Raw genomic sequence first — 21,944 nt, forward strand, 5'->3', positions numbered from 1 at the left:
ATGGGAAGTATGAATGCAGCAAACAGAAAATTATTAAAAGAAATTTTTGAATGGTTAAAAGATATCTTGATTGCCCTAGGGGTTACACTATTCATTACCACTTTTATTTATCAAAATACACAAGTCATCGGAGATTCTATGGAACCAACGTTACAAGACGGCAATGCAATTATTGTTAATAAATTCATTTATAGATTTCAGCAGCCTAAACGAGGCGACATTATAGCATTTAAGTATTCTCAAAACCCTTCTCAACATTTTATAAAAAGAATAATAGCAATTGAAGGAGATAAAATAGATATACGAGATGGAAAAGTATATTTAAACGATCAAGTGTTAGAAGAAAATTATATTCTTGAGCCAATGGACACAATAAAAATTGGAAATATGCATTTTCCTATTGTAATACCTAAAGACAGTTATTTTGTTATGGGCGATAATCGAAATGTTAGTTTTGACAGTAGGTATACGGAAGTCGGTTTAATTCCCCTATCTTATATTAGCGGAAAAGCAGTTCTAAGAATTTGGCCTTTTAATATGATTGGTTTAATAAAATAAAGAATTAGGAGTTGATCAAATGGGGCAAAATAACGATTCTTTCAATATCGCACAAGAAGCACTCAGTTGGGGGAAGGATATCCTGATTGCAATAATCATAGCCCTTTTCATTCGCCAGTTTGTTTTAGCCCATACAATTATTCCTTCTGGTTCCATGATTCCAACAATCCAAATTAATGACCACATCATTGTAAATAAATTAACTTATCGTTTTACGGAACCAAAAAGAGGCGATATTGTTGTGTTCCACGAAGATATAGATCTTATTAAGAGAGTAATCGGATTGCCCGGGGAAGAAATCGATTTAAGAGATGGGAAAGTATATATCGATGGAAAAGTTTTAGAGGAAGATTATTTAAATGAACCTATGAATACAAATATAAAAGGAGTGTTGGAGTATCCGTTTAAAATACCTGAAAACTGTTATTTCGTAATGGGAGATAATAGAAATGTCAGCCAAGACAGCAGGTATATTGGGCCGATCAGCAAAGATAAAATCTTTGCCAAAGCAGGTCTTAGAATTTGGCCTCTTAAATCTTTTGGATTTCTTAAATAATTTACTATAACTAAAGACGGTGATTGCAAATGAACATACAGTGGTACCCTGGTCATATGACAAAAACGCGACGATTGATCATAGAAAACTTAAAACTAGTTGATATTGTTATTGAACTGGTAGATGCAAGAATACCATTCAGCAGTAAAAATCCGGATATTGAAGAATTATCACGAAATAAGCCAAGAATCCTGGTAATGAATAAAAGCGATTTAGCAGATCCCTATACTAATTCTCGATGGATTTCATGGTTTGAAGAAAAAGGTTATGGAGTCATTACAGTGAATTCAATCACTGGAAAAGGGATTTCTGAAGTAGACAGAACTGCCAGAGAGCTTTTAAAAGAGAAAATAGAAAGAGATAAGCAAAGAGGTCGGATTTTTAGACCTATAAGAGCAATGGTTGTTGGGATACCCAATGTTGGCAAATCAACATTTATCAATAAATTGGCTGGTAAATCCAGTGCCAAAACTGGAGACAGACCTGGAGTCACAAAAGGGAAGCAATGGATTAAAATTAAAAAAGATTTTGAACTATTGGATACTCCCGGAATTCTTTGGCCTAAATTTGAAGATATGAATGTTGGAATGAAGTTAGCTTTTACAGGTGCTATAAAGCAAGAGATATTGGACACCCATACATTATCGTTAGAGCTTTTGAAACTTTTATCAGCTAAATTTCCTGATGCTTTAGTAACCAGATATAAACTTACAGATATTGAATCCAAAACGCCAATGGAGTTATTGACAGAAATAGGTCAAAAAAGAGGTTTTTTAATCTCCGGAGGAGAAGTGGATTATTCCCGCACTTCACTGGTAATCTTGGATGAATTAAGAGCAGGGAAATTAGGGAATATTACTCTTGAATCTCCGGAAGATATTGAGGGTTAATGATTTCTTGAATAAAACAGAGGATTAAATGAGGAGAATACTATGGATCCAAAATCATCCGTTAAATCTATAGAAAACATATTAAAGGAAGTTTCTTACGAGGAACTTCCTAACATTTTAGAAAAATTTAAGTCAGATTCAAGACAAGGCGTGCAAAACTTAATAAAAAGATATCAAAAAAAATATGATGCCTATGTTATTGAACTGAATAGAATAAAAAAACTTAATACATATGAAAACAATTGGCACTCTAAAGGATATGAAGCAGTTGCAGGTATTGATGAAGTGGGAAGAGGCCCTTTAGCAGGTCCAGTAGTTGCTGCGGCTGTGATATTGCCTAAAGATTGTTGTATTTTAGGCATAAATGATTCTAAAAAATTGACTCCGTCTAAAAGAGAAGAACTATTTGATATCATACATCAAGAAGCCATATCTATAGGTATTGGCATTGTTGATCCTCAAACGATCGATGAACTGAATATCCTGCAAGCCACATTTAAAGCTATGAAAATCGCACTGGAGAAATTGGAGATAGTTCCTGACATGCTTATAATAGATGGAAATAATACTCTTCCAGATGTTCCAATTCCCCAGCAAAATATAGTCGGTGGAGATGGCAAAAGCATATCCATTGCTGCAGCCAGCATTATAGCAAAAGTAACGAGAGACAGAATTATGGACGCTTACCATGAACTTTATCCTGAATATGATTTTACTAAACATAAGGGATATGGCACAGAAAATCATATAAAAGCAATTCAACAAAGAGGATTATGCCCTATTCATAGAAGAAGTTTTACTCAAAACTTCTTACAATAGCTTATGTATTTAAAAGGGAGAGCGAAAATGGAAGAAGCTTTAACTGTTTATAAATTATTAGAAGAACTTGAAATCCAGTATAAAAAATATGAACATGAACTGGTATTTACTATGGAAGACATCAGTAAATTAGATATCAATATTGAAGGAGAGTATTGCAAAAATCTTTTTTTAAGAAATAGTAAAGGAGATCAACATTATCTGGTCGTCGTAAGTGGTTCAAAAAGTGTTGATTTAAAAAGATTAGCACGGGAAATTCCTTCTACACGTTTAAGTTTTGCATCTGATGAAAGGTTGTATAAATATCTTAAACTGAAGCCAGGTTCAGTGAGTCCTTTTGGACTAATTCATGATCTTGATCATCATGTAGAAATTGTTATTGATCAAGATCTCGTTGGCCTTGATTCCCTCTGCTTTCACCCCAACACCAATGCTGCAACAGTTGTCATATCTTATGATGATTTTTACAAATATCTTAAAAATTGTGAAAACAAAATACATTTTGTTAAAATCTAATTTCCCCTTTATAAGACCCTTGACAAAATATGATGAGTTTTATACAATATTATTAGCACTCAATAAAGATGAGTGCTAATAATGCCTTTATTAAGGAGGAGATAAAATGTTTGAAATGATGCCATTCAGAAGAAATCATGTGGGCAGAAAAGATGACTTTTTCTCACCTTTCTTTAAGAGCTTTTTTGAGGATGATTTCTTTCCAGCAATGAATTACATGCATGGAAATTTCTCTGTAGACTTAAAAGAAACCGATGATCATTACCAAATCGAAGCTGACTTACCTGGAATTAAGAAGGAAGACATAGATATAGACTTTAATAATAACTATTTAACCATTAGTGCTAAAAGAGACGAATCAATTGAAGATAAAAATGAAAACTATGTTAGAAGAGAAAGACATTATGGTGAGTTCAAAAGAACTTTTTATATAGATAATGTAGATGAAGCCAAAATTGATGCATCTTTTAGAGATGGTGTACTAAAAGTTGTTTTGCCAAAATTAAATAAAGGAAAGAACAACCGAAAAAAAATAGATATTCATTAAACATGTTAAGCTCTCCTTAAATTCAGGGGAGCTTTTTTATACACAATTTTTTAATCGATTTAGTAATTTATTATGCATCACTTTTATGATAGAATGCATTTATAGCAATGTATTATTATTTTGAGGTGATGGTTATGAAAGTAACCCCGTTTAAGGATTTATCTATACAACAAGCAAAGAATGTTTCATCTGTGGAAAAACCATTTTATAAATTGTCCGAAGGTGAAATTTTTAAAGCGCAAATTATAGATATTCAGCATGGGAAAATCTTGCTGAAACTAAATGATCATTTTTCCATTGAAGCAAAACTGCAAAATCAACTGCTTGAAATGAAAATAGGGCAAATGCTCCTCTTTAAAGTTCAGTCCAATGCAAATGATCAAATTTTAATTGAAATACTTAAAAACCAAAACGAAGATCCAAAATTAAATGTTGTTTTAGATGCTTTAAATGCAGCAAAACTTATGACAACTCCAGAAAATGTAAAGTTGGTTGAAACTCTATTAGACAATCAACTTCCCATTGACAGCAGTAGCCTCCAAAATGTTTTTCACCAAATTAAAAACCATCCTAATATTTCATTGGAAGAAATTGTGTTCTTTCTCAATAATGAAATCGAAATTGATGAGAAAAACATTTTTCAATTAAATGGCTATATTGAACATAGCATAAACTTAGAAGAACAGGTTGGACAGCTTTTAGACAGAATAGAAAATATGAAAGATGTTTTTAATAAGGTTGAATTGATAAAATCATTAGCCCAGGCAAAGGATATCCCTGATTCTGCAGAATCACTTGCAAATTCTGACTCTGGGGAGAAAGTCAATCATGCGAGCCGGGATTTATCAAAGTTAGCAAAAGAAATTGAAGTGTTAAATGAACTTAAGAACAAACCTGAATTTTTACTAAAAGATATATTTCAAAAAGAAAATGATACGTTTCATTTCAGCCAAGATTTAAATCCTGAATTAAAGGCCATACTTTCTAATGACGAAGAGATTTCTAATTATTTGAAAACTACATTTGAATTATGGATGAATGCCAATGATGAAAATGAAATAAGTGAAAAAGCAAAAGAAGGGTTAGAAAAAATTCTTTCTGATAAAGTTAAGACCTTTTTACATATAATAAGAAATGATATTCACATTCCTCTGGAGGATTTAAGAAATCAAGAAAAGCTGAAAGAAGTATATAATAAACTTTATAAATACGTTCTTTCTCTAGACAATACAGCGCATAAGATGGACTCAGCCCAGGGTAAAGAAATTGCAGAAACTTCCCAGCAAATTAAAGATCATTTGGATTTTATGAACCAGCTCAGCAAATTTCAATCGTATATTCAAATACCCATCAAAATGGATCGTCACAATGCTCAGGCAGATTTATACGTTTTTCGTAAAAAGAAAAATAAGAAAAATGATGCCCAGTCCATATCGGCACTTATTGCTTTAGATTTGGCAAAGCTTGGGTATATGGAAGCATTTGTTCAAAAGAATGGAAAAGATGTATATTGTCAATTTAGATTAGAAAATGAAAATTATAAAGGGATTTTTCAAAAGTATAGCCAAAAATTAACGAATGCTTTGCTCAATAAAGGTTATAATTTAAAATCAATAAGTTTTCATTCATTAAAAGAGCGTTTTAATATAATTAAATCTCCGGGAAATGATATTACTTCTATAAAAGAAGAACCAAAAAGATATTCTTTTGATATGAGGGTGTAATGTATGAAAAAGGAAATCAAAAAAGCGGCAGCTATTCATTATGAAAAAGGAAGTTCGGCTCCCAAAGTTTTAGCCAAAGGGAAAGGGATTATCGCAGAAAACCTCATCAGCAAAGCTTTAGAAGAAGATGTACCAGTATATGAAAATCCTGAGCTGGCTAATATCCTGACTCAACTGGATATCGGAGATTTTATTCCACCTGAATTGTATGAAGTAGTGGCAGAAATTCTTGTTTTTGTTGGAAACCTGGATGCTCTGCAGGAGAAGATGAAGGATGATTAATAAAAGGAATATTGGAAGCTGGGGCGAAGAGATAGGCGTGGATTTTTTGCAAAAACAAGGCTTAAAAATCCGGGAAAAAAACTTTAGATGCAGAATAGGAGAAGTGGATATCATTGCAGAAGAAGATGAATATTTAGTATTTGTAGAAGTAAAATATAGGAAAGATCTTTCCCATGGCTATCCCAGAGAAGCCGTAAATTATTATAAGCAAAAGACCATTTCTAAAGTTGCATTATGGTATATAAAAAAGTATAATTTATGGAATCGACCCTGTCGTTTTGATGTCCTTGAGATATTAGGAAGTAATTCGAATCTTAAAATGACACTTATTAAAAATGCTTTTTATGCAAATTAAAACAAAGAAAGGGAATTCTAATGGATTTTAATCGTACAAAAAACCTATCCATTCATCAAAAATCTGATTTAATCTATATTACTTTTCCCTCTTTCGATCAGACCAATCTTGTAAATCACTGCTTTAGCACTAAATTGGGCGGTGTTAGTAAAGGGATATACGAATCGTTGAACTTAGGGTTTGGGAGAGGGGACGATGATGAAAATGTTAAAAGAAATTATAAAATCCTATGCAGTGCTCTTGGAATCAACTCTGAGGATTTAGTGTTTTCAAACCAAGTCCATGGTATTAACATAAAAGTTATTTCAAAAGAAAAGGGAGAATACATAAATTCGAAAAATAATAGTGAAGGAATAGATGGATTAATAACGAATGTACCCAAATTACCTTTAGTCACTTTATATGCAGATTGTGTTCCGCTCTTCTTCTTGGATCCTGTTAAAAAAGTTGCAGGACTTGCCCATGCAGGTTGGAGAGGAACGGTCAATAAAATAGGATTGGAAATGGTAGAAATTTTTCGGAACAACTTTCATTCTAATCCTGAAGATCTATTAATAGGTATTGGACCTTCCATAGGAAAATGCTGTTTCGAAGTTGATGAACCAGTGGCTCGGGAATTTGAAACAGTATTTTCTAATGCAGACAATATCATTTATCCCAAAGATAATAATAAATATATTATTGACTTGTGGGAAGCGAATAAGAAAATATTAGTAGACAGTGGTATTTCGCCTGATCATATTACTGTGACTGATTTATGTACGCAATGTAATAAAGATATTTTCTTTTCCCACAGAGGCCACAATGGTAAAAGAGGAAGTTTGGCTGCCATTATTGAATTAAAGTAACCGCCAAAATCATACAAATTGAATTGATAAATTCATCATTTTGGATATAATAAGGTTATACTAGAATATTAATTTTGCAGGAGTTGTGCTGGATTGAAAAAATATAAAGAACATAAAATCACTAAAGTACTTTCTGGAAGTATTGCTGAAGAACTGGGAATAGAAGAAGGAGATATACTTCTTGCCATAAATGATCAGTCAATTGAAGATGTTTTTGATTATCGATATCTTCTATCCGATGAATTTATAACACTGTTGGTTAGAAAGAATTCTCAAGAGGAATGGGAATTTGAAATTGAAAAAGAAATTGATGAAGATTTAGGACTGGTTTTTGAAAATGAATTAATGGATGACTTAAAACCATGCAGAAACAAATGTGTTTTTTGCTTTATTGATCAACTTCCACCGCATATGAGAAAAACGGTTTACTTTAAAGATGATGATTGGCGAATGTCTTTCCTATATGGTAATTATATTACTTTAACCAATATGAGTGATAAAGACTTTGAAAGACTTTTGTTCTACCGTTTGTCTCCTATGAATATCTCAGTTCATGCTACAGACCCGGAAGTAAGAAAAAAGATGCTCAACAATCGATTTGCAGGAGACATCCTGGAAAGAATTAAAAGAATCGTTGATGCAGGAATAGAAGTAAACTGTCAAATCGTTTTATGTAAGGGATTAAATGATGGGGAAATTCTTGAAAAAACCATAAAGGATTTAGGGCAGTTTTTGCCTGGAATTAAAAGCACATCCGTAGTTCCGGTTGGCATCTCAAAATTTCGCCATGAACTGTATCCGCTCATACCTTTTGAAAAAGAAGATGCCAGAGCAGTGATTAAAATTATTCATAAATGGCAGGATTATTTCAAGAAGAAATATAATAATTCATTTATTTATGCTGCCGATGAATTCTATTTAACAGGAGAAGTAGAAATTCCGGAGTTTGAGAAATATGAAGATTTTCCACAGATTGAAAATGGAGTAGGTATGGTGGCTTTAATGAAACATGAATTTGATGAATATTATAAAACACTTCCAGAAGTGTTGGATGAGTATATTGATGTTTCAATTGCCACTGGAGTGATTACCTATCCCTTTATTTGTGAGCTGGTAGATCGTTTAAATCAAAAATATCCAAATCTTTCAGTGCGTATCTATCCGATTACAAATTATTTTTTTGGTGAAAAAATAACCGTTTCAGGTCTTATGACTGGTCAAGATCTACTCGGTCAATTAAAGCATAAAGAATTAGGAAGTCGTTTATTGCTTCCTCAAAATGCTTTTCGTGACAACGATACAATATTGTTGGATGATATGTATGTAGAAGATTTGGAAAAAGAATTGAATATTCCAATCACTATTGTAGAAAATTCTGGTAAAGAATTTATTAAAGCAATACTAAATATAAAGGAGAATTCTAATGAGTAAACCTATCGTTGCTATTGTAGGACGACCAAATGTAGGAAAATCAACTTTATTTAATCGTTTAGCAGGGGAAAGAATAGCTATTGTTGAAGACACTCCTGGAGTTACGAGGGACAGAATATATGCTGATGTGGAATGGCTCAATCATTCCTTTACATTGATCGATACAGGAGGAATAGAGCCAAACTCCGATGATATCATTTTAAGTCAGATGAGAAAACAAGCAGAAATTGCAATTGAAACAGCAGATGTAGTAATTTTTCTGGTGGATGTGAAACAAGGGCTTACGGATTCAGATCATGAGGTTGCAAATATGCTTAGAAAATCTCATAAGCCTGTGGTATTGGCCGTAAATAAAGTGGACAATATGATAAAAGATAATTTGGATGTATATGAGTTTTATAATTTAGGACTGGGGGATCCTATTCCAATATCAGCAGCGCAGCCTTTGGGATTGGGAGATATGTTAGATAAAGTGATCGAACATTTCCCAGAGCAAAAAATATCAGAAGAAGATGATGATGCTATTAAAGTTGCAATTATAGGAAAACCCAATGTAGGGAAATCTTCATTAATTAATAAAATATTAGGTGAAGAACGGGTTATCGTAAGTGATATACCAGGGACTACAAGAGATGCCATCGATACGCCTGTGACCATTGGGGAAGATCATTTCGTATTTATAGATACAGCAGGTGTTAGAAGAAAAAATAAAATTAAAGAAGAGATAGAGAAATATAGTATTGTAAGAACTGTTGCTGCTATAGAGCGAGCGGATGTTGCCGTTTTAATGATTGATGCAGAAGAAGGTATTACTGAACAAGATACTAAAATTGCAGGAATTGCTCATGAGAAAGGAAAAGCTTGTATTGTAGTCGTTAACAAATGGGACAAAATCGAAAAAGACGATAAGACTATGAATAAATATTTGAAAGAAATTGATTTTAAACTTAGTTATATGCCGTATGCCCCAAAATTATTTATTTCTGCATTAACAGGACAAAGAGTTCATAAATTATTTGAAATGATTAAATTAGTTTCTCAAAATCATTCGCTTCGTATTAGTACGGGCCTATTAAATGATGTTTTATACGAAGCAATGGCAATGAATCAGCCTCCCACAGATAAAGGGAAACGCCTGAAAATCTATTATATGACTCAGGTAAGTGTAAAACCGCCTACCTTCGTACTATTTGTAAACGATAAAGAACTGATGCATTTCTCTTATGAACGATATATAGAAAATCAATTAAGAGAAGCTTTTGGATTTAAAGGAACTCCTTTGCGTTTCATGGTTAGAGAAAAGCAAGGAAAGGAGTAATGAAATGTCTAGGCTTTTATGCATACTCATTGGTTACTTTATAGGTTGTTTTCAGACTGCTTATATCCTGGGGAAAACAGTGAGAAAAATCGATATACGGCAATTCGGAAGCGGCAATGCCGGAACAACCAATGTAATAAGGGTTATGGGCTGGAAATCTGGAATAATTACTTTTGCAGGGGATCTACTAAAAGGGATTTTAGCAGTTCTTATATGTAAAATGATTTTTCCGGAAAATCTTTCTGCCGGTTTATATGCCGGCTGTGCTGCGGTAGCCGGGCATAACTGGCCAGTTTTTTTGAAATTTAAAGGTGGAAAAGGTATTGCGACCACTATCGGGATATTATTAGCTTTTGACTTTAAAATCGGTATCATCTGTGCCGCTATAATGGCAATTGTTATTTTGATCACCCGGTTTGTATCCCTTGGCTCTATTCTTATGGCCATTTCCATTCCTGTTTTATTTTCAATATTTTGGAGATCGAATTATGAATTAATGATTTTAGCTCTATTATTAATGGGTTCTGCCTTATTCAGGCATCGAACGAATATTGAACGGCTGCTTTCAGGAAAAGAATCTAAATTAGGACAGCGTTCAAATAAGAAATTGGAGGAGAAGCAATAATGACACAAAACGTTGCAGTTATGGGAGCTGGAAGTTGGGGAACAGCCCTTGCAATATTACTAAGTAAGAACGGACATAATGTTACCCTATGGTGCTATCAGGAAGAAGAAAGAATAATGCTTGAGAAGTCCAGGGAAAACTTATCTTATCTTCCTGGAGTACTGATTCCAAATAACATTCATTTAACTTCTGATTATGAAGAAGCGCTTTTGGATAAGAAGATCATAGTTATAACCATCCCTTCCAAGTTTATCCGAAGTAATATGGAGAAATTCTCGCCATATTTAAAAGAAGACCAGATCATAGTTAACGCTTCCAAAGGGTTAGAAAATGATACACTACTTACAATGTCCCAAGTTATTTCGGAAGTTGTGCCACAGTGTGCTGTAGCTGTTTTATCAGGTCCCAGTCATGCTGAAGAAGTTGCAAGAGATATTCCAACAGCTTGTGTTATTTCTTCCAAATCGAAAAAAGTTGCTGAACTGGTTCAGGATGTGTTTATGACGCCAAAATTCAGAGTTTATACTAATCCCGATTTGATTGGAGTGGAATTGGGCGGTGCCTTAAAAAATGTTATTGCTTTGGCAGCAGGAATTGTTGACGGCTTAGGCTTTGGAGACAATACCAAAGCTGCCCTTATGACAAGAGGAATGGTTGAAATTACAAGACTGGGTGTGGCAATGGGAGGAGATATCCAAACTTTTAACGGTTTGTCAGGTATCGGAGATTTAATTGTAACATGTACAAGTATGCACAGCCGCAATCGTCGTGCCGGAATATTAATTGGACAAGGTAAATCCCTTAAAGAAGCTCTAAAGGAAGTGCAAATGGTAGTAGAAGGAGTACATAGTGCAAAAGCAGCCTATGCTTTATCAAAAAAATATAATGTGGAAATGCCCATCATAAGGCAAATCATTGAAGTACTTTTTGAAGGCAAATCTCCTAAAGAAGCTGTTGTTGATTTAATGCTGAGGGATAAAAGATCGGAACATCAAAAAGAAGATATTCACTGGACCCATTCTGTATCATGGAAAGATGAGTAATCGTTACTCATCTTTTTTTATTACATAGAAAATCCTTAATGATTTCCTATGTAATAAAAGTTTCTTCGGGAAAGATGAACACTCGCGTATATTGATTTTGTCGGTTTTGCCGACTGCGCTTGGCATAAAAGTTTCTTAAAGAAAAACTCTTTCTTATAGAATTGATTCATTGTAATAATACATTTTTTGAGACATATATTTTAAATGTACCCATACAATAATCAATTTATTAGGAGGATGCCATATGGAAAGTTATAACATTTATCAGGATATTGCGCAAAGAACGAACGGAGACATTTACATAGGGGTAGTTGGACCCGTCAGAACTGGAAAATCGACTTTTATCAAACGATTTATGGATTTACTTGTAATACCTAATATAACCGATAATTATAACAAAGAAAGAGCTAAAGATGAGCTTCCTCAAAGTGCAGCCGGAAAGACTATTATGACGACAGAACCTAAGTTTATTCCCAATGAATCGGTAACAATTTCTCTGAATGACGAACTGGATTTTAATGTACGAATGATTGATTGTGTTGGATATATGGTTCCTGGTGCAACAGGACACCTGGAAGGTGAGAATCCCAGAATGGTTCATACTCCCTGGTATGAGTATGAAATACCATTTACTGAAGCAGCAGAAATAGGCACCAAAAAAGTAATTAATGATCATTCCACCATTGGTATTGTTGTAACCACTGATGGATCAATAACGGATATTCCAAGAAATGACTATGAAGAAGCTGAACAAAGAGTAATCAATGAGTTAAAAGCTATCAATAAACCATTTGTAGTATTGCTGAATTCTGCTAAACCTTATGATTCTCAGACTCAGGAATTGAATAGAGAACTTTCAGAAAAGTATAATGTGCCTGTTATCACCTGTAATTGTGCACAGTTGAAAATGGATGATGTAAATAGAATTATGGAAAATGTTTTATATGAATTTCCAATTCAAGAAATTCAATTTGTTTTTCCTAAATGGGTCGAAGCATTGGATACGGATCACTGGATGAAAAAGCAATTGGTATCAGCTGTAAAAGATACAATGTATCCTGTTTATCGGCTTAGAGAATTAAAAGATGCATTGGAAGATTTTAAGAATTATGATTTTATAAAAAAAGTATATCAAGATAAAATTAATTTAGGAACAGGTATTATAAGAATTGAGTTGTCCACTGCTGATCACCTTTTCTATAAAGTTTTATCTGAAACTACCGGAATGGAAATTGAAGGAGAGCATCAGCTCATTTCTCTTATTCGTAAACTGGCTGATACAAAGAGAGAATATGATAAAGTGGCCTATGCTTTGCATGAAGTAAAGCAAAAAGGATATGGGGTGGTGACTCCAATGCTGGATGAATTAAAACTGGAAGAACCTGAAATAGTTAAGCAAGGAAACCGTTTTGGAGTAAAACTTCGCGCCAGCGCTCCCTCAATTCATTTAATTCGTGCCGATATAGAAACAGAAGTTTCACCTATTGTAGGTACAGAAAAGCAAAGCGAAGAATTAGTTAATTATTTAATGAGTGAATTTGAAACCGATCCGAAAAAGATATGGGAATCTAATATTTTTGGAAAATCTCTTCATGAATTAGTAAATGAAGGATTGCAGAATAAACTTTATCGTATGCCTGAAGATGCACAAATGAAACTTCAAGAAACACTGCAGAAAATCATTAATGAAGGAAGTGGCGGCTTAATTTGTATTATTTTATAGACATAAGCTGATAAAAAGCAAAGGCATTTCTCTGATATTTCAGAGAAGTGCTTTTGCTTTTATAAAAACTTGACAAAAAAAAAGGCATGTAATACAATAAAGGAAAAATTATACATTAGAGGTTGGATAAATACATTGATCATTGTTTTGATTTAAGAATAAGGGGAGATGGGAATGAAAGAAGAAGTATTCATTCAGTTTAATGGGAAAGAAGTATTATCATCAGACTTACTGAAAAAATTTAAAGAGATCTGGAAAGAAAAGTCGATGAAAGTAAAGGATATAAAATCATTGAAATTATATTATAATGTGAATGAAGAGAAATGCTATTATGTTGTAAATGATACTGAAACCGGTTGTTTTTGACACTCTTAAAAGAGTGTTTTTTTTACTTGTTTTTTCTCTTTGTATCCGTTATATTAAAACCAAGTGTTTAATATCAAATATACAAAATACATAAAGTTCATATAAAAATATTTCATTATAATTAAGCGTGGGGATTATATGGCGAATACAAAAACGAGAAAAAAGAGAAAAAATCATAAGCAAAAGAGAAAAGAACGTAGAATCGTTATAGGGGGGTTCCTGTCAGTTATCTTAATGATTTATTTAATTGGTTCCGGATTTAAATTAACAAAAAAAATTCCTTTATCCATTGAAGTGGTGCAAATGGGAACCATTGATAACAATATACATGTAAAAGGAATCATTGTTCGTGACGAAACAGTTATTAAAAGTACTAAAGCAGGCAATATTCAATATTTTATCTATGAAGGAGAAAAAGTTAAGTCAGGCACTCCGATTTGTATGGTTGCAAATAATTCCGCTTTATCACAGATTCAAAAGGAACTTGACAAAATCAATGAAAATATCATAAAAGTCCAGGACCAGAGAAAAGAGTTTTCTACAGTTCAAAAAGATATTCAGAATGTTAATTACCAGATAGATGATTTGATTGATAATCTGAGAAGTACTTATTCAAACAAAAATTTTATCCAGATTTACTCAATAAAAAATTCTATTCAGGTGGAAATTGAAAAAAAGCAGATTCTCCTGTCCCAAGAAGATTCCTCATCACTTAAAAATCTGGTTTTGCAAAAAAATACTTATGAAAATCAACTGGCTGCAAATTCCGATGTTGTTTTAACGCCAAAAGGCGGAATCATATCTTATTATATTGATGGACTGGAAGAAAAATTCACTCCAAAAACTTTAGATAACTTGGCTGTAAAAGATTTAGAACAGAATTCAGAACCCAAAGATATCAGCCAAATGCAAAGCGTAGAAAAAAATGCACCGTTATTTAAAATAATCAATAATTATGATTGGTATATAGTTGGAAGTCTTTCAGCAGATTTGGCAAAGGATTGGGAAGTGGGGAATCAAGTATCCATTCAATTTAATGATGGACAGCCTCCTATCAAAGCAAAGATTTATAAAATTAAGCCTGTAGATCATGATGTCATCTTTGTGTTTCAAACGACAGAGCAAATGACACCTTTGATTTCTAAAAGAAATATTGAATTTGAAATTGTCCGAGAAAATTATGAAGGAATTAAGATACCAGTTAACTCAATTGTTGAGAAAACCTTCTTGAAAATTCCAAAAGAATATGTACAACAATCCGGAAGACAAACGGTAGTCATTAAAAAAGGAATGGAAAGTGACGAACTTATACCTGTTGAAATGGCTTTTGAAGATGAAAAAAATATATATATTCTTCAAGAAGCTTCCGCTTTAAAAATGTATGATACTTTAGTCTTACCTGAAAACACTGAATCAGAATATGTTATCAAAGAAAGTCAATCCAGCATTGGCGTATTTGCTGTAAACGGAGGAATAATACGATTTAAAAAGATAGAAATCTTAGTCCAGAATAATGATTATGCAATTGTTAAACAGGATACTCCTTCCGGAATAAGATTATATGATCAGATTGTTTCCAATGCAAAGAATGCTAAAGATAATCAACTTTTAGACCAGTTTCAAATTATAGAAAATGATTAAAAGGAGTGCAAAGGTATGAATTCCATCAAAGCCAATATTGAGGAAATCAGAGATAAAATTAGAATTGCAGCAGAAAAAAGTGGTCGTACAGAAAAAGATATTACTTTAATTGCTGTAACAAAAACAATTGACATACCTCGAATTAAAGAAGCTATATCCTGTAATATATGCCATATAGGTGAGAACAAAGTGCAGGAAATCATGAAAAAATACGATGCGATTGATTCAAATATTCATTGGCACCTGATCGGACATCTTCAAACCAATAAAGTAAAATATATTATCGACAAAGTAGATTTGATCCACTCTGTGGACAGTGAGCGTTTAGCCTATAAAATAAATGAAATGGCAGAAAAACATAATAAGATTATGGATATATTATTACAAGTCAATATTGCAAAAGAAGAAACTAAATTTGGATTAATGGTGGAAGAAGTTGATCCTTTGATCGATAAAATAAAAAGTTTAAAAAATATACACGTCAAAGGTCTTATGACTATAGTCCCATATGATCCAAATCCAGAGAATAATAGGATTCATTTTAGAAATATAAAGCAATTATCTGTTGACATTGCTAAAAGAAATATTGATAATATAAGCATGGAAGTTCTTTCTATGGGAATGACAAATGATTACGAAGTTGCAATAGAAGAAGGTTCAAATATGGTAAGAATTGGGACAGGTATATTTGGGCAGAGAAATTATAATGTATAAGGAGGGTGTCAAATGGCAAAACTTTTTGACAAGATGATGGATGTAATGGGGTTTGGTAATGGAGAAGATGATTATGAAGAAGAAGTGGAAGAAGTAGAAGAGAAAGCTGAAATTCCCCAAATTCGCAATTATCACACTAAAAACAATTCTAAGATTGTAAACATACATACAAACGTTCAAATGGAAGTAGTGATTACTAACCCTGAGAAATATGAAGAAGCTCAAGAAATTTGCGATCATATTAAAGCTAAGAAACCTGTTGTAATTAATTTAGAAAATCTGGATCATATTATTGCTCAAAGAGTAATGGATTTTTTAAGTGGAGCATGTTATGCCTTAAACGGTGATGTTCAACGGGTTGCGAACAATATATTTATCATTGCACCGGAAAATGTGGATATTGCCAATAGTTTTAAGGAAGAGTTAAAGACAAAAGGGATTATTCTTCCTTGGATGAGCAATGTAAAATAATGGAGGATAATTTATGGATTTAAGTTCAATTTTAAGCTCAGCCTTGGTAGTTTTCTTTAATTTACTTGATATGCTGATTTTTATTAGGGTACTTCTTTCTTGGTTCCCTTTTTCACATGGCAATCCCATCGTTGCATTGATCTATCAATTAACTGAACCTATTCTTGGTCCTGTTCGATCCCTTATACAAAGATCTGTACTTGGCGGAAGGGGCATGATGATTGATTTTTCTCCAATTATCGCACTGCTTCTTTTAGAATTTGCAAAAAATATTCTAATATACTTAACAACGCTTATTTAAGTTAATGAAAGGACTACAATGATTAACAAGGAAATATATTTAAAGAATTTTAATGATATCGAAGAAAGATTAATTGCCAGTAAAATCCTGGATCGTGCAAATACTGCATTAAGAGATCATGCCAATACTTTTACCGATTTTATTGATATGTATAAATTAAGCAAATATCTTGTCATGGTCCATAATATTTCCGATCTTTCCATAAAGGCTTTTGGTGGATATCCTGAAAGTGAAAGAAAAATAATAGGTTTTTGTCCAGACTATAGAGAATTACAAGATTATGATTTTCCTGTCACGCCAGTTGAAATTCATCTTAAAAGTTCCAATGAAGAATCCATATCTCACCGAGATTATTTAGGTTCTGTTTTGGGACTTGGGATAGAAAGGAGTAAAATTGGCGATATACTGGTATATGATCATAAAGCTATTGTTTTTGTGAATAAGGACATAGCATCTTATATCATCAATAACTTATTTAAAGTTAAAAATATAAAAGCAGAAGCAAAGGAAATTTTATTGGATGAAGTTGTTCTTCCCGAGCCTAAGATAAAAGAAATTACTTCTACCGTTTCATCTCTTAGAGCTGATTCGATATTGAGTGCCGGTTTTCAGTTATCGAGAAGCAAGATTGTGGATTTAATAAAATCTGAAAAGGCATTGATCAATGGAGTAATAGCAAGTCCTGCCTCCCACATTAAAGAGGGAGATTTTTTAACACTAAGAGGTTTTGGCAAAATTAAATTGGCTGAAGTCAGAGGAAAAACTAAGAAAGATCGTGTGAGCATTGTAATACATCGGTATGTATAGGGGGGACATTGATTATGCTTACGCCACTGGATATTGAATCACAAGAATTTAGAAAGAAACCGTATGGATATTCTATTGAAGAAGTAGATAAATTTTTAGATGATGTGATAGAATCCTATGAGAAAATTTATAAGGAAAATATAGAATTAAAAGATAAGATTTCTATGTTAAATGAAAGCATTCAACACTATAAAGCTCTGGAGCAAACCCTCCAAAATACGCTGATACTTGCTGAAAAAGCTGCAGAAGATACAAAATCTGCAGCGTATCAAAAAGGAGAGCAAATAAAAAGAGAAGCTGAAATGAAAGCTAATCAGATTTTGGAAGAAACTCAACAGGAAGTTTTTAGAATTAATCAGGAAATAGAACGATTAAAAAATCAATATTCCTCATTAAAAATACAGATGAAGCAAACATTGTTAGCACAATTGGAAATCCTGGAGCAGTCTGTATTATATAAGGAAGATGAAATACCGAGTCATCAACAACCGAAGGAAGAATATGATACAGTTAGAGATGAGGATGCAATATGAACAAAATTTTAGTAAATCCCTCTTCATCATCATACCCGATTTATTTTTCTCAGAATTTCGAAGATCTTTCACTTGCTCTTAAAGACCATAACTTACTAAATCGAAAAGTATGCATTATTACAGACCATATCGTAGATTCTTATTACGGCAATCAATTTGTGGATGTCCTAAAAAGTAACTATGATGATGTATATAAATTTACGTTTAATGCCGGAGAAGAAAGTAAAAATCTCGATACGATTCAAGATATGTATCGATTTTTTATCGAGAATCATTTAGACAGAAATTCCCTAATCTTCGCCTTGGGCGGAGGCGTTACAGGAGATATGGCTGGTTTTGCTGCTGCCACATATATGCGCGGAATACCCTTTATTCAAGTTCCTACAACACTTCTTGCGCAAGTTGACAGCAGTGTGGGAGGAAAAGTAGGGGTTGATTTTCTTCAACATAAAAACATGATTGGTGCTTTTTATCAACCAACTTTTGTTTATATCAATTTAAACACATTAAAAACCCTTCCTTTAAAGCAATTATCTGCAGGAATGGCAGAAGTTATTAAGCACGGACTGATCCTAGACGATAATTATTTCTCATTTGTTGAATCTTCAGCAGATTTAGTATTTGATTTTGACAAAACCACATTAGAAAAGATTATTCAGCGATCTTGTGAGTTAAAAGCATCCATTGTATCGCAGGATGAAAAAGAGAATGGTTTAAGAGAAATTTTGAATTTTGGCCATACCATAGGTCATGCCATAGAAACTCTTCTTAACTTTAAGCTTCTGCATGGCGAATGTGTTGCAATTGGAATGGTTGGTGCAGCATATTTATCCTATGAAAATAATTTAATTTCACAGGAAGATTTAAAAAGAATAGAGAGTGTTTTACGATCTTATCGTCTTCCTGTCAGAATCAATCAATTAGACTGTGAGAAGATTTATCAGCAAATGTTGCTGGATAAAAAAGTTAAGAATAATAAGATTAAGTTTATTCTATTATCGTCCATCGGAAAAGCTTTAAGAGTTGGAGATTTAAATGAGGACAGGATCAAATCATCCATTTCTTATTTAAAAGGTGACGTGCAATAAGCACGTTATTTTTTTGCTTTAGTTTCCATCATGGTTTTATGAACTATTGCAAAACCTATATAGGGAAACAGCAAAAGAAATGGAGGGAACATTATGACCAATGAACAACTGCAAGAAATTAAAAATAATTTAATTCAAGAAAAAAAAGAAGCCGAAACAGAATTAAAGAGGATGGAGGAATACGGACCACATGGCTCACTTCTTGAGTGGACCGATGAATTATCCTCTTATGATAATCATCCCGCAGATCTTGGCAGTGAAACTTTTGAAATGGAAAAACATATGGCATTAAATGTACACCAGCAAAAATATCTTGAGGATATCAACGATGCACTTAAAAAAATAGAAAATGGTACTTATGGAATTTGCGAAACTTGCTCCAAAGAAATAGAATACGAAAGATTAAAAGCAATTCCGTATGCCAAAGAATGTATATCTTGTGCAAAAGCCCATCAAATTAATCCTGACGATTTTAATAAAGACAGGCCCGCAGAAGAAGAAGTTATTGGCCCGGTTTTTAATCGTAATTTTATGCGTGAAGAGGACGGGGATATTAATCATGGAGCAGAAATCATGAGGCAGTTAGAAGCTTATGGCTCAGCAGACAATATGCAGGATATGGGATGGGATGTCAAAGATTATGATGAAATTAATAATTTATATGATACTCCACAAGACACAGTAGATGAAGTCGACTTATTATCCAATCAAGATAGAAAAAATGCGTTGGAGTGACAGCTTTACAGGAAATAAAAGGGGTGATATAATTTTCTTGCTTTAAGAGTTTATTTTAAGGGAGAGAGAAAATGCTTATTCAATATTTCTTAGTAGTGTCGTTATTAGTTGCTTTAGACCAATTGACAAAATATGTCGCTTTTAATTATTTACAGAGTATTAACAGTATCCCAATCATAAAAGATGTCTTTCACCTGACTTTTGTTAAAAACAGGGGGGCTGCTTTTGGAATACTTCAAAATCAACGATGGTTTTTTATTATAATGACCGTCTCAGTTTTGATAGGAATTATTTACTATTATAAGCATCTTCCAAAGTATAAGCCTTATGGCTTTATTCGTTTTGCGTTGATTTTAATAAGTGCCGGGGCTATTGGGAATTTGATTGACCGAATTCGACTCGGTTTTGTGATAGATTTTTTTGATTTTTGTTTAATAAATTTTCCTGTATTTAATATAGCCGACATTTGTGTAGTCATTGGAACAATACTCCTTGCCTGGTTTATACTTTTTACACCTGAAGATGACTTTGAAAAAAAGGAAGTTGAATGATGGACTTTTATACGTACATTGTTGAAAATGAAGATGTGGGGAAACGTATTGATATTTTTTTGTCAGCTGAACTGGAGGATGTTTCAAGGTCTTTTATTCAGAAGCTTATTGAAAATGAAAAAGTAAAAGTCAATCAAAAAACAGTAAAATCAAACTATAAATTAAGATTAGATGACATTATTGATATAGAAATTCCTGACCCAGAACCTATAGAAATACTCCCGGAACCCATTCCTTTAGATATATTATACGAAGATCAGGACATTATTGTAGTCAATAAACCACAGGGTATGGTGGTGCATCCTGCACCAGGACATTATACAGGAACACTGGTCAATGCCTTGCTATATCATTGCAAGAATGATCTGTCAGGAATCAATGGTATGCTGCGACCAGGAATTGTTCACAGGATAGATAAAGATACATCCGGAGTCCTTATGGTGGCAAAAAATGATCATGCCCATAAACACCTTGCCCTTCAATTAAAAGAGCATTTGATTACCAGAAAATATACTGCAATTGTATATCATAATCTTGTAAATGATGAAGGTACAATCAATGCTCCTATTGGAAGACATCCAACAGACAGAAAAAAAATGGCTGTAACATATAAAAATTCAAGACATGCAGTTACCCACTATACTGTATTAGAGCGATTTGGACAATTTACTTTAATTGAAGCGCAATTGGAAACTGGAAGAACCCATCAGATCAGAGTTCATATGAAGCATATAGGACATCCGCTCTTAGGTGACCCTGTCTATGGACCAAAATCACAGCCTGATCATATTAGTGGGCAAATGCTTCATGCGAGAGTTTTAGGATTTATTCATCCTTCTAAAAATGAATACATGGAGTTTGAAGCCCCTATTCCAAAGTATTTTATGGATGTGATTGAAAAACTTCGAAAAAATGCCCATTTGTAATTGGTCAAGTAGGATAAAAGGAGTTGATTTTTTTGGAAAAATCAAAAGAGTTGTTAGATGAAAAAGCGATTCAAAGAGCTTTAACTAGAATTTCTCATGAAATCATAGAAAAAAACAAAGGCGTTGAAGATATACTCCTTATAGGTATTAAAACAAGAGGTATTCCATTGGCAGAAAGGATTGCCCGAAAGATTTACGAAGTAGAAAACGTTAAAGTTCCCGTAGGCGTTCTTGATATTACTTTTTATCGGGATGATTTAAAACATAAATCGGTGCAACCCATTGTTCATAATACAGATGTGAAATACCATGTGGATGATAAAATTGTAATTCTGGTTGACGATGTTATTTATACCGGAAGAACTGCAAGAGCTGCCATTGATGCTGTAATAGATATGGGAAGACCCAAATACATACAATTGGCTGTTTTAATTGACAGAGGTCACAGGGAACTTCCAATCAGGCCGGACTTTGTAGGGAAGAACATCCCTACTTCAAAAGAAGAAATTGTAAGAGTATTACTCGAAGAAACAGATAACAATAATTTAGTATTGATAGAGAAAAATTAATTTTGGC

Annotated in this window: 27 protein-coding genes; all 27 read left to right on the forward strand. The window is 33.1% G+C overall.

Features of this window, described 5'->3' with window-relative positions; genetic code table 11:
- Positions 1–9: 9 nt before the first annotated feature.
- The 27 genes from lepB (JOD07_RS11370) (at position 10) to pyrR (ending at position 21,937) form a co-directional block, all read left to right on the forward strand.
- Positions 10–558, forward strand: coding sequence for a signal peptidase I (gene lepB / locus JOD07_RS11370; RefSeq protein WP_158739080.1), 549 nt, complete (start codon positions 10–12; stop codon positions 556–558).
- A 19-nt stretch (positions 559–577) separates the two neighbouring features.
- A complete protein-coding gene (gene lepB, locus JOD07_RS11375) occupies positions 578–1,114 on the forward strand; it encodes a signal peptidase I (RefSeq protein ID WP_158739079.1) in 537 nt (178 codons plus the stop codon).
- A gap of 29 nt (positions 1,115–1,143) precedes the next feature.
- Positions 1,144–2,004: a ribosome biogenesis GTPase YlqF gene (ylqF, locus tag JOD07_RS11380; RefSeq protein WP_204614036.1), complete on the forward strand. Its 861-nt coding sequence runs from the start codon at positions 1,144–1,146 to the stop codon at positions 2,002–2,004.
- Between the two features lie 42 nt (positions 2,005–2,046).
- A complete protein-coding gene (locus JOD07_RS11385) occupies positions 2,047–2,823 on the forward strand; it encodes a ribonuclease HII (RefSeq protein WP_204614037.1) in 777 nt (258 codons plus the stop codon).
- 27 nt (positions 2,824–2,850) lie between these two features.
- Positions 2,851–3,339 carry a prolyl-tRNA synthetase associated domain-containing protein gene (locus JOD07_RS11390; protein WP_204614039.1) on the forward strand — a complete coding sequence of 163 codons (489 nt, stop codon included), beginning with the start codon at positions 2,851–2,853 and terminating at the stop codon, positions 3,337–3,339.
- A gap of 106 nt (positions 3,340–3,445) precedes the next feature.
- A complete protein-coding gene (gene hsp18 / locus JOD07_RS11395; protein WP_204614041.1) occupies positions 3,446–3,886 on the forward strand; it encodes a heat shock protein Hsp18 in 441 nt (146 codons plus the stop codon).
- Positions 3,887–3,993: 107 nt separating this feature from the next.
- The gene (locus JOD07_RS11400) at positions 3,994–5,610 is read left to right on the forward strand and encodes a flagellar hook-length control protein FliK (protein ID WP_204614043.1); all 1,617 of its coding nucleotides are present in this window, start codon (positions 3,994–3,996) and stop codon (positions 5,608–5,610) included.
- 3 nt (positions 5,611–5,613) lie between these two features.
- Positions 5,614–5,892 (forward strand): EscU/YscU/HrcU family type III secretion system export apparatus switch protein, encoded by a 279-nt coding sequence (locus JOD07_RS11405; protein WP_158739073.1) that lies wholly within the window; start codon positions 5,614–5,616, stop codon positions 5,890–5,892.
- Complete coding sequence (locus tag JOD07_RS11410; RefSeq protein ID WP_158739072.1) at positions 5,885–6,247, forward strand: YraN family protein; 363 nt, start codon at positions 5,885–5,887, stop codon at positions 6,245–6,247. Before JOD07_RS11405 ends, JOD07_RS11410 begins: the two co-directional genes overlap by 8 nt.
- A 20-nt stretch (positions 6,248–6,267) precedes the next feature.
- Positions 6,268–7,095, forward strand: coding sequence for a peptidoglycan editing factor PgeF (pgeF, locus tag JOD07_RS11415; RefSeq protein ID WP_158739071.1), 828 nt, complete (start codon positions 6,268–6,270; stop codon positions 7,093–7,095).
- Between the two features lie 93 nt (positions 7,096–7,188).
- The gene (locus tag JOD07_RS11420) at positions 7,189–8,526 is read left to right on the forward strand and encodes a DUF512 domain-containing protein (protein WP_204614045.1); all 1,338 of its coding nucleotides are present in this window, start codon (positions 7,189–7,191) and stop codon (positions 8,524–8,526) included.
- Positions 8,519–9,844: a ribosome biogenesis GTPase Der gene (der, locus tag JOD07_RS11425; protein WP_204614047.1), complete on the forward strand. Its 1,326-nt coding sequence runs from the start codon at positions 8,519–8,521 to the stop codon at positions 9,842–9,844. The genes JOD07_RS11420 and der overlap by 8 nt, the downstream gene beginning before the upstream one ends.
- Positions 9,845–9,848: 4 nt before the next feature.
- Positions 9,849–10,469 carry a glycerol-3-phosphate 1-O-acyltransferase PlsY gene (plsY, locus tag JOD07_RS11430; RefSeq protein ID WP_204614050.1) on the forward strand — a complete coding sequence of 207 codons (621 nt, stop codon included), beginning with the start codon at positions 9,849–9,851 and terminating at the stop codon, positions 10,467–10,469.
- Entirely contained in the window at positions 10,469–11,512 is a 1,044-nt protein-coding gene (locus JOD07_RS11435; RefSeq protein ID WP_204614051.1) for an NAD(P)H-dependent glycerol-3-phosphate dehydrogenase, read from the forward strand. The genes plsY and JOD07_RS11435 overlap by 1 nt, the downstream gene beginning before the upstream one ends.
- A 244-nt stretch (positions 11,513–11,756) precedes the next feature.
- Entirely contained in the window at positions 11,757–13,235 is a 1,479-nt protein-coding gene (gene spoIVA / locus JOD07_RS11440; protein WP_158739066.1) for a stage IV sporulation protein A, read from the forward strand.
- Positions 13,236–13,409: 174 nt separating this feature from the next.
- A complete protein-coding gene (locus JOD07_RS11445) occupies positions 13,410–13,601 on the forward strand; it encodes a DUF6465 family protein (RefSeq protein ID WP_158739065.1) in 192 nt (63 codons plus the stop codon).
- Between the two features lie 138 nt (positions 13,602–13,739).
- Positions 13,740–15,242 (forward strand): biotin/lipoyl attachment domain-containing protein, encoded by a 1,503-nt coding sequence (locus JOD07_RS11450; protein WP_158739064.1) that lies wholly within the window; start codon positions 13,740–13,742, stop codon positions 15,240–15,242.
- A gap of 15 nt (positions 15,243–15,257) precedes the next feature.
- Positions 15,258–15,956 (forward strand): YggS family pyridoxal phosphate-dependent enzyme, encoded by a 699-nt coding sequence (locus tag JOD07_RS11455; protein WP_158739063.1) that lies wholly within the window; start codon positions 15,258–15,260, stop codon positions 15,954–15,956.
- Positions 15,957–15,968: 12 nt separating this feature from the next.
- Positions 15,969–16,427: a cell division protein SepF gene (locus JOD07_RS11460; RefSeq protein ID WP_158739062.1), complete on the forward strand. Its 459-nt coding sequence runs from the start codon at positions 15,969–15,971 to the stop codon at positions 16,425–16,427.
- Between the two features lie 13 nt (positions 16,428–16,440).
- Entirely contained in the window at positions 16,441–16,728 is a 288-nt protein-coding gene (locus JOD07_RS11465) for a YggT family protein (RefSeq protein ID WP_158739061.1), read from the forward strand.
- Positions 16,729–16,746: 18 nt separating this feature from the next.
- Entirely contained in the window at positions 16,747–17,535 is a 789-nt protein-coding gene (locus JOD07_RS11470) for a YlmH family RNA-binding protein (protein ID WP_204614052.1), read from the forward strand.
- 14 nt (positions 17,536–17,549) lie between these two features.
- Positions 17,550–18,068 (forward strand): DivIVA domain-containing protein, encoded by a 519-nt coding sequence (locus tag JOD07_RS11475; RefSeq protein WP_207756949.1) that lies wholly within the window; start codon positions 17,550–17,552, stop codon positions 18,066–18,068.
- Complete coding sequence (aroB, locus tag JOD07_RS11480) at positions 18,065–19,156, forward strand: 3-dehydroquinate synthase (RefSeq protein ID WP_158739059.1); 1,092 nt, start codon at positions 18,065–18,067, stop codon at positions 19,154–19,156. The genes JOD07_RS11475 and aroB overlap by 4 nt, the downstream gene beginning before the upstream one ends.
- Before the next feature lie 93 nt (positions 19,157–19,249).
- Positions 19,250–19,891, forward strand: a complete 642-nt coding sequence (locus JOD07_RS11485; RefSeq protein ID WP_158739058.1) for a TraR/DksA C4-type zinc finger protein — start codon at positions 19,250–19,252, stop codon at positions 19,889–19,891.
- 71 nt (positions 19,892–19,962) lie between these two features.
- A complete protein-coding gene (gene lspA, locus JOD07_RS11490; protein ID WP_201800564.1) occupies positions 19,963–20,442 on the forward strand; it encodes a signal peptidase II in 480 nt (159 codons plus the stop codon).
- Positions 20,442–21,368 (forward strand): RluA family pseudouridine synthase, encoded by a 927-nt coding sequence (locus JOD07_RS11495; protein ID WP_204614053.1) that lies wholly within the window; start codon positions 20,442–20,444, stop codon positions 21,366–21,368. Before lspA ends, JOD07_RS11495 begins: the two co-directional genes overlap by 1 nt.
- Positions 21,369–21,400: 32 nt before the next feature.
- On the forward strand, positions 21,401–21,937 hold the full coding sequence (gene pyrR, locus JOD07_RS11500; protein WP_158739056.1) for a bifunctional pyr operon transcriptional regulator/uracil phosphoribosyltransferase PyrR: 537 nt from the start codon (positions 21,401–21,403) through the stop codon (positions 21,935–21,937).
- Positions 21,938–21,944: the final 7 nt, after the last annotated feature.

This window comes from Defluviitalea raffinosedens (assembly GCF_016908775.1).
Lineage (GTDB): Bacteria > Bacillota > Clostridia > Lachnospirales > Defluviitaleaceae > Defluviitalea > Defluviitalea raffinosedens.

What these genes read in the sequence shown, in the direction of transcription:
- lepB (WP_158739080.1), top strand. Translation starts at nt 10, where the DNA reads ATGAATGCAGCAAACAGAAAATTATTAAAAGAAATTTTTGAATGGTTA.
- lepB (WP_158739079.1), top strand. Translation starts at nt 578, where the DNA reads ATGGGGCAAAATAACGATTCTTTCAATATCGCACAAGAAGCACTCAGT.
- ylqF (WP_204614036.1), top strand. Translation starts at nt 1,144, where the DNA reads ATGAACATACAGTGGTACCCTGGTCATATGACAAAAACGCGACGATTG.
- JOD07_RS11385 (WP_204614037.1), top strand. Translation starts at nt 2,047, where the DNA reads ATGGATCCAAAATCATCCGTTAAATCTATAGAAAACATATTAAAGGAA.
- JOD07_RS11390 (WP_204614039.1), top strand. Translation starts at nt 2,851, where the DNA reads ATGGAAGAAGCTTTAACTGTTTATAAATTATTAGAAGAACTTGAAATC.
- hsp18 (WP_204614041.1), top strand. Translation starts at nt 3,446, where the DNA reads ATGTTTGAAATGATGCCATTCAGAAGAAATCATGTGGGCAGAAAAGAT.
- JOD07_RS11400 (WP_204614043.1), top strand. Translation starts at nt 3,994, where the DNA reads ATGTATTATTATTTTGAGGTGATGGTTATGAAAGTAACCCCGTTTAAG.
- JOD07_RS11405 (WP_158739073.1), top strand. Translation starts at nt 5,614, where the DNA reads ATGAAAAAGGAAATCAAAAAAGCGGCAGCTATTCATTATGAAAAAGGA.
- JOD07_RS11410 (WP_158739072.1), top strand. Translation starts at nt 5,885, where the DNA reads ATGATTAATAAAAGGAATATTGGAAGCTGGGGCGAAGAGATAGGCGTG.
- pgeF (WP_158739071.1), top strand. Translation starts at nt 6,268, where the DNA reads ATGGATTTTAATCGTACAAAAAACCTATCCATTCATCAAAAATCTGAT.
- der (WP_204614047.1), top strand. Translation starts at nt 8,519, where the DNA reads ATGAGTAAACCTATCGTTGCTATTGTAGGACGACCAAATGTAGGAAAA.
- plsY (WP_204614050.1), top strand. Translation starts at nt 9,849, where the DNA reads ATGTCTAGGCTTTTATGCATACTCATTGGTTACTTTATAGGTTGTTTT.
- JOD07_RS11435 (WP_204614051.1), top strand. Translation starts at nt 10,469, where the DNA reads ATGACACAAAACGTTGCAGTTATGGGAGCTGGAAGTTGGGGAACAGCC.
- spoIVA (WP_158739066.1), top strand. Translation starts at nt 11,757, where the DNA reads ATGGAAAGTTATAACATTTATCAGGATATTGCGCAAAGAACGAACGGA.
- JOD07_RS11445 (WP_158739065.1), top strand. Translation starts at nt 13,410, where the DNA reads ATGAAAGAAGAAGTATTCATTCAGTTTAATGGGAAAGAAGTATTATCA.
- JOD07_RS11450 (WP_158739064.1), top strand. Translation starts at nt 13,740, where the DNA reads ATGGCGAATACAAAAACGAGAAAAAAGAGAAAAAATCATAAGCAAAAG.
- JOD07_RS11455 (WP_158739063.1), top strand. Translation starts at nt 15,258, where the DNA reads ATGAATTCCATCAAAGCCAATATTGAGGAAATCAGAGATAAAATTAGA.
- JOD07_RS11460 (WP_158739062.1), top strand. Translation starts at nt 15,969, where the DNA reads ATGGCAAAACTTTTTGACAAGATGATGGATGTAATGGGGTTTGGTAAT.
- JOD07_RS11465 (WP_158739061.1), top strand. Translation starts at nt 16,441, where the DNA reads ATGGATTTAAGTTCAATTTTAAGCTCAGCCTTGGTAGTTTTCTTTAAT.
- JOD07_RS11470 (WP_204614052.1), top strand. Translation starts at nt 16,747, where the DNA reads ATGATTAACAAGGAAATATATTTAAAGAATTTTAATGATATCGAAGAA.
- JOD07_RS11475 (WP_207756949.1), top strand. Translation starts at nt 17,550, where the DNA reads ATGCTTACGCCACTGGATATTGAATCACAAGAATTTAGAAAGAAACCG.
- aroB (WP_158739059.1), top strand. Translation starts at nt 18,065, where the DNA reads ATGAACAAAATTTTAGTAAATCCCTCTTCATCATCATACCCGATTTAT.
- JOD07_RS11485 (WP_158739058.1), top strand. Translation starts at nt 19,250, where the DNA reads ATGACCAATGAACAACTGCAAGAAATTAAAAATAATTTAATTCAAGAA.
- lspA (WP_201800564.1), top strand. Translation starts at nt 19,963, where the DNA reads ATGCTTATTCAATATTTCTTAGTAGTGTCGTTATTAGTTGCTTTAGAC.
- JOD07_RS11495 (WP_204614053.1), top strand. Translation starts at nt 20,442, where the DNA reads ATGGACTTTTATACGTACATTGTTGAAAATGAAGATGTGGGGAAACGT.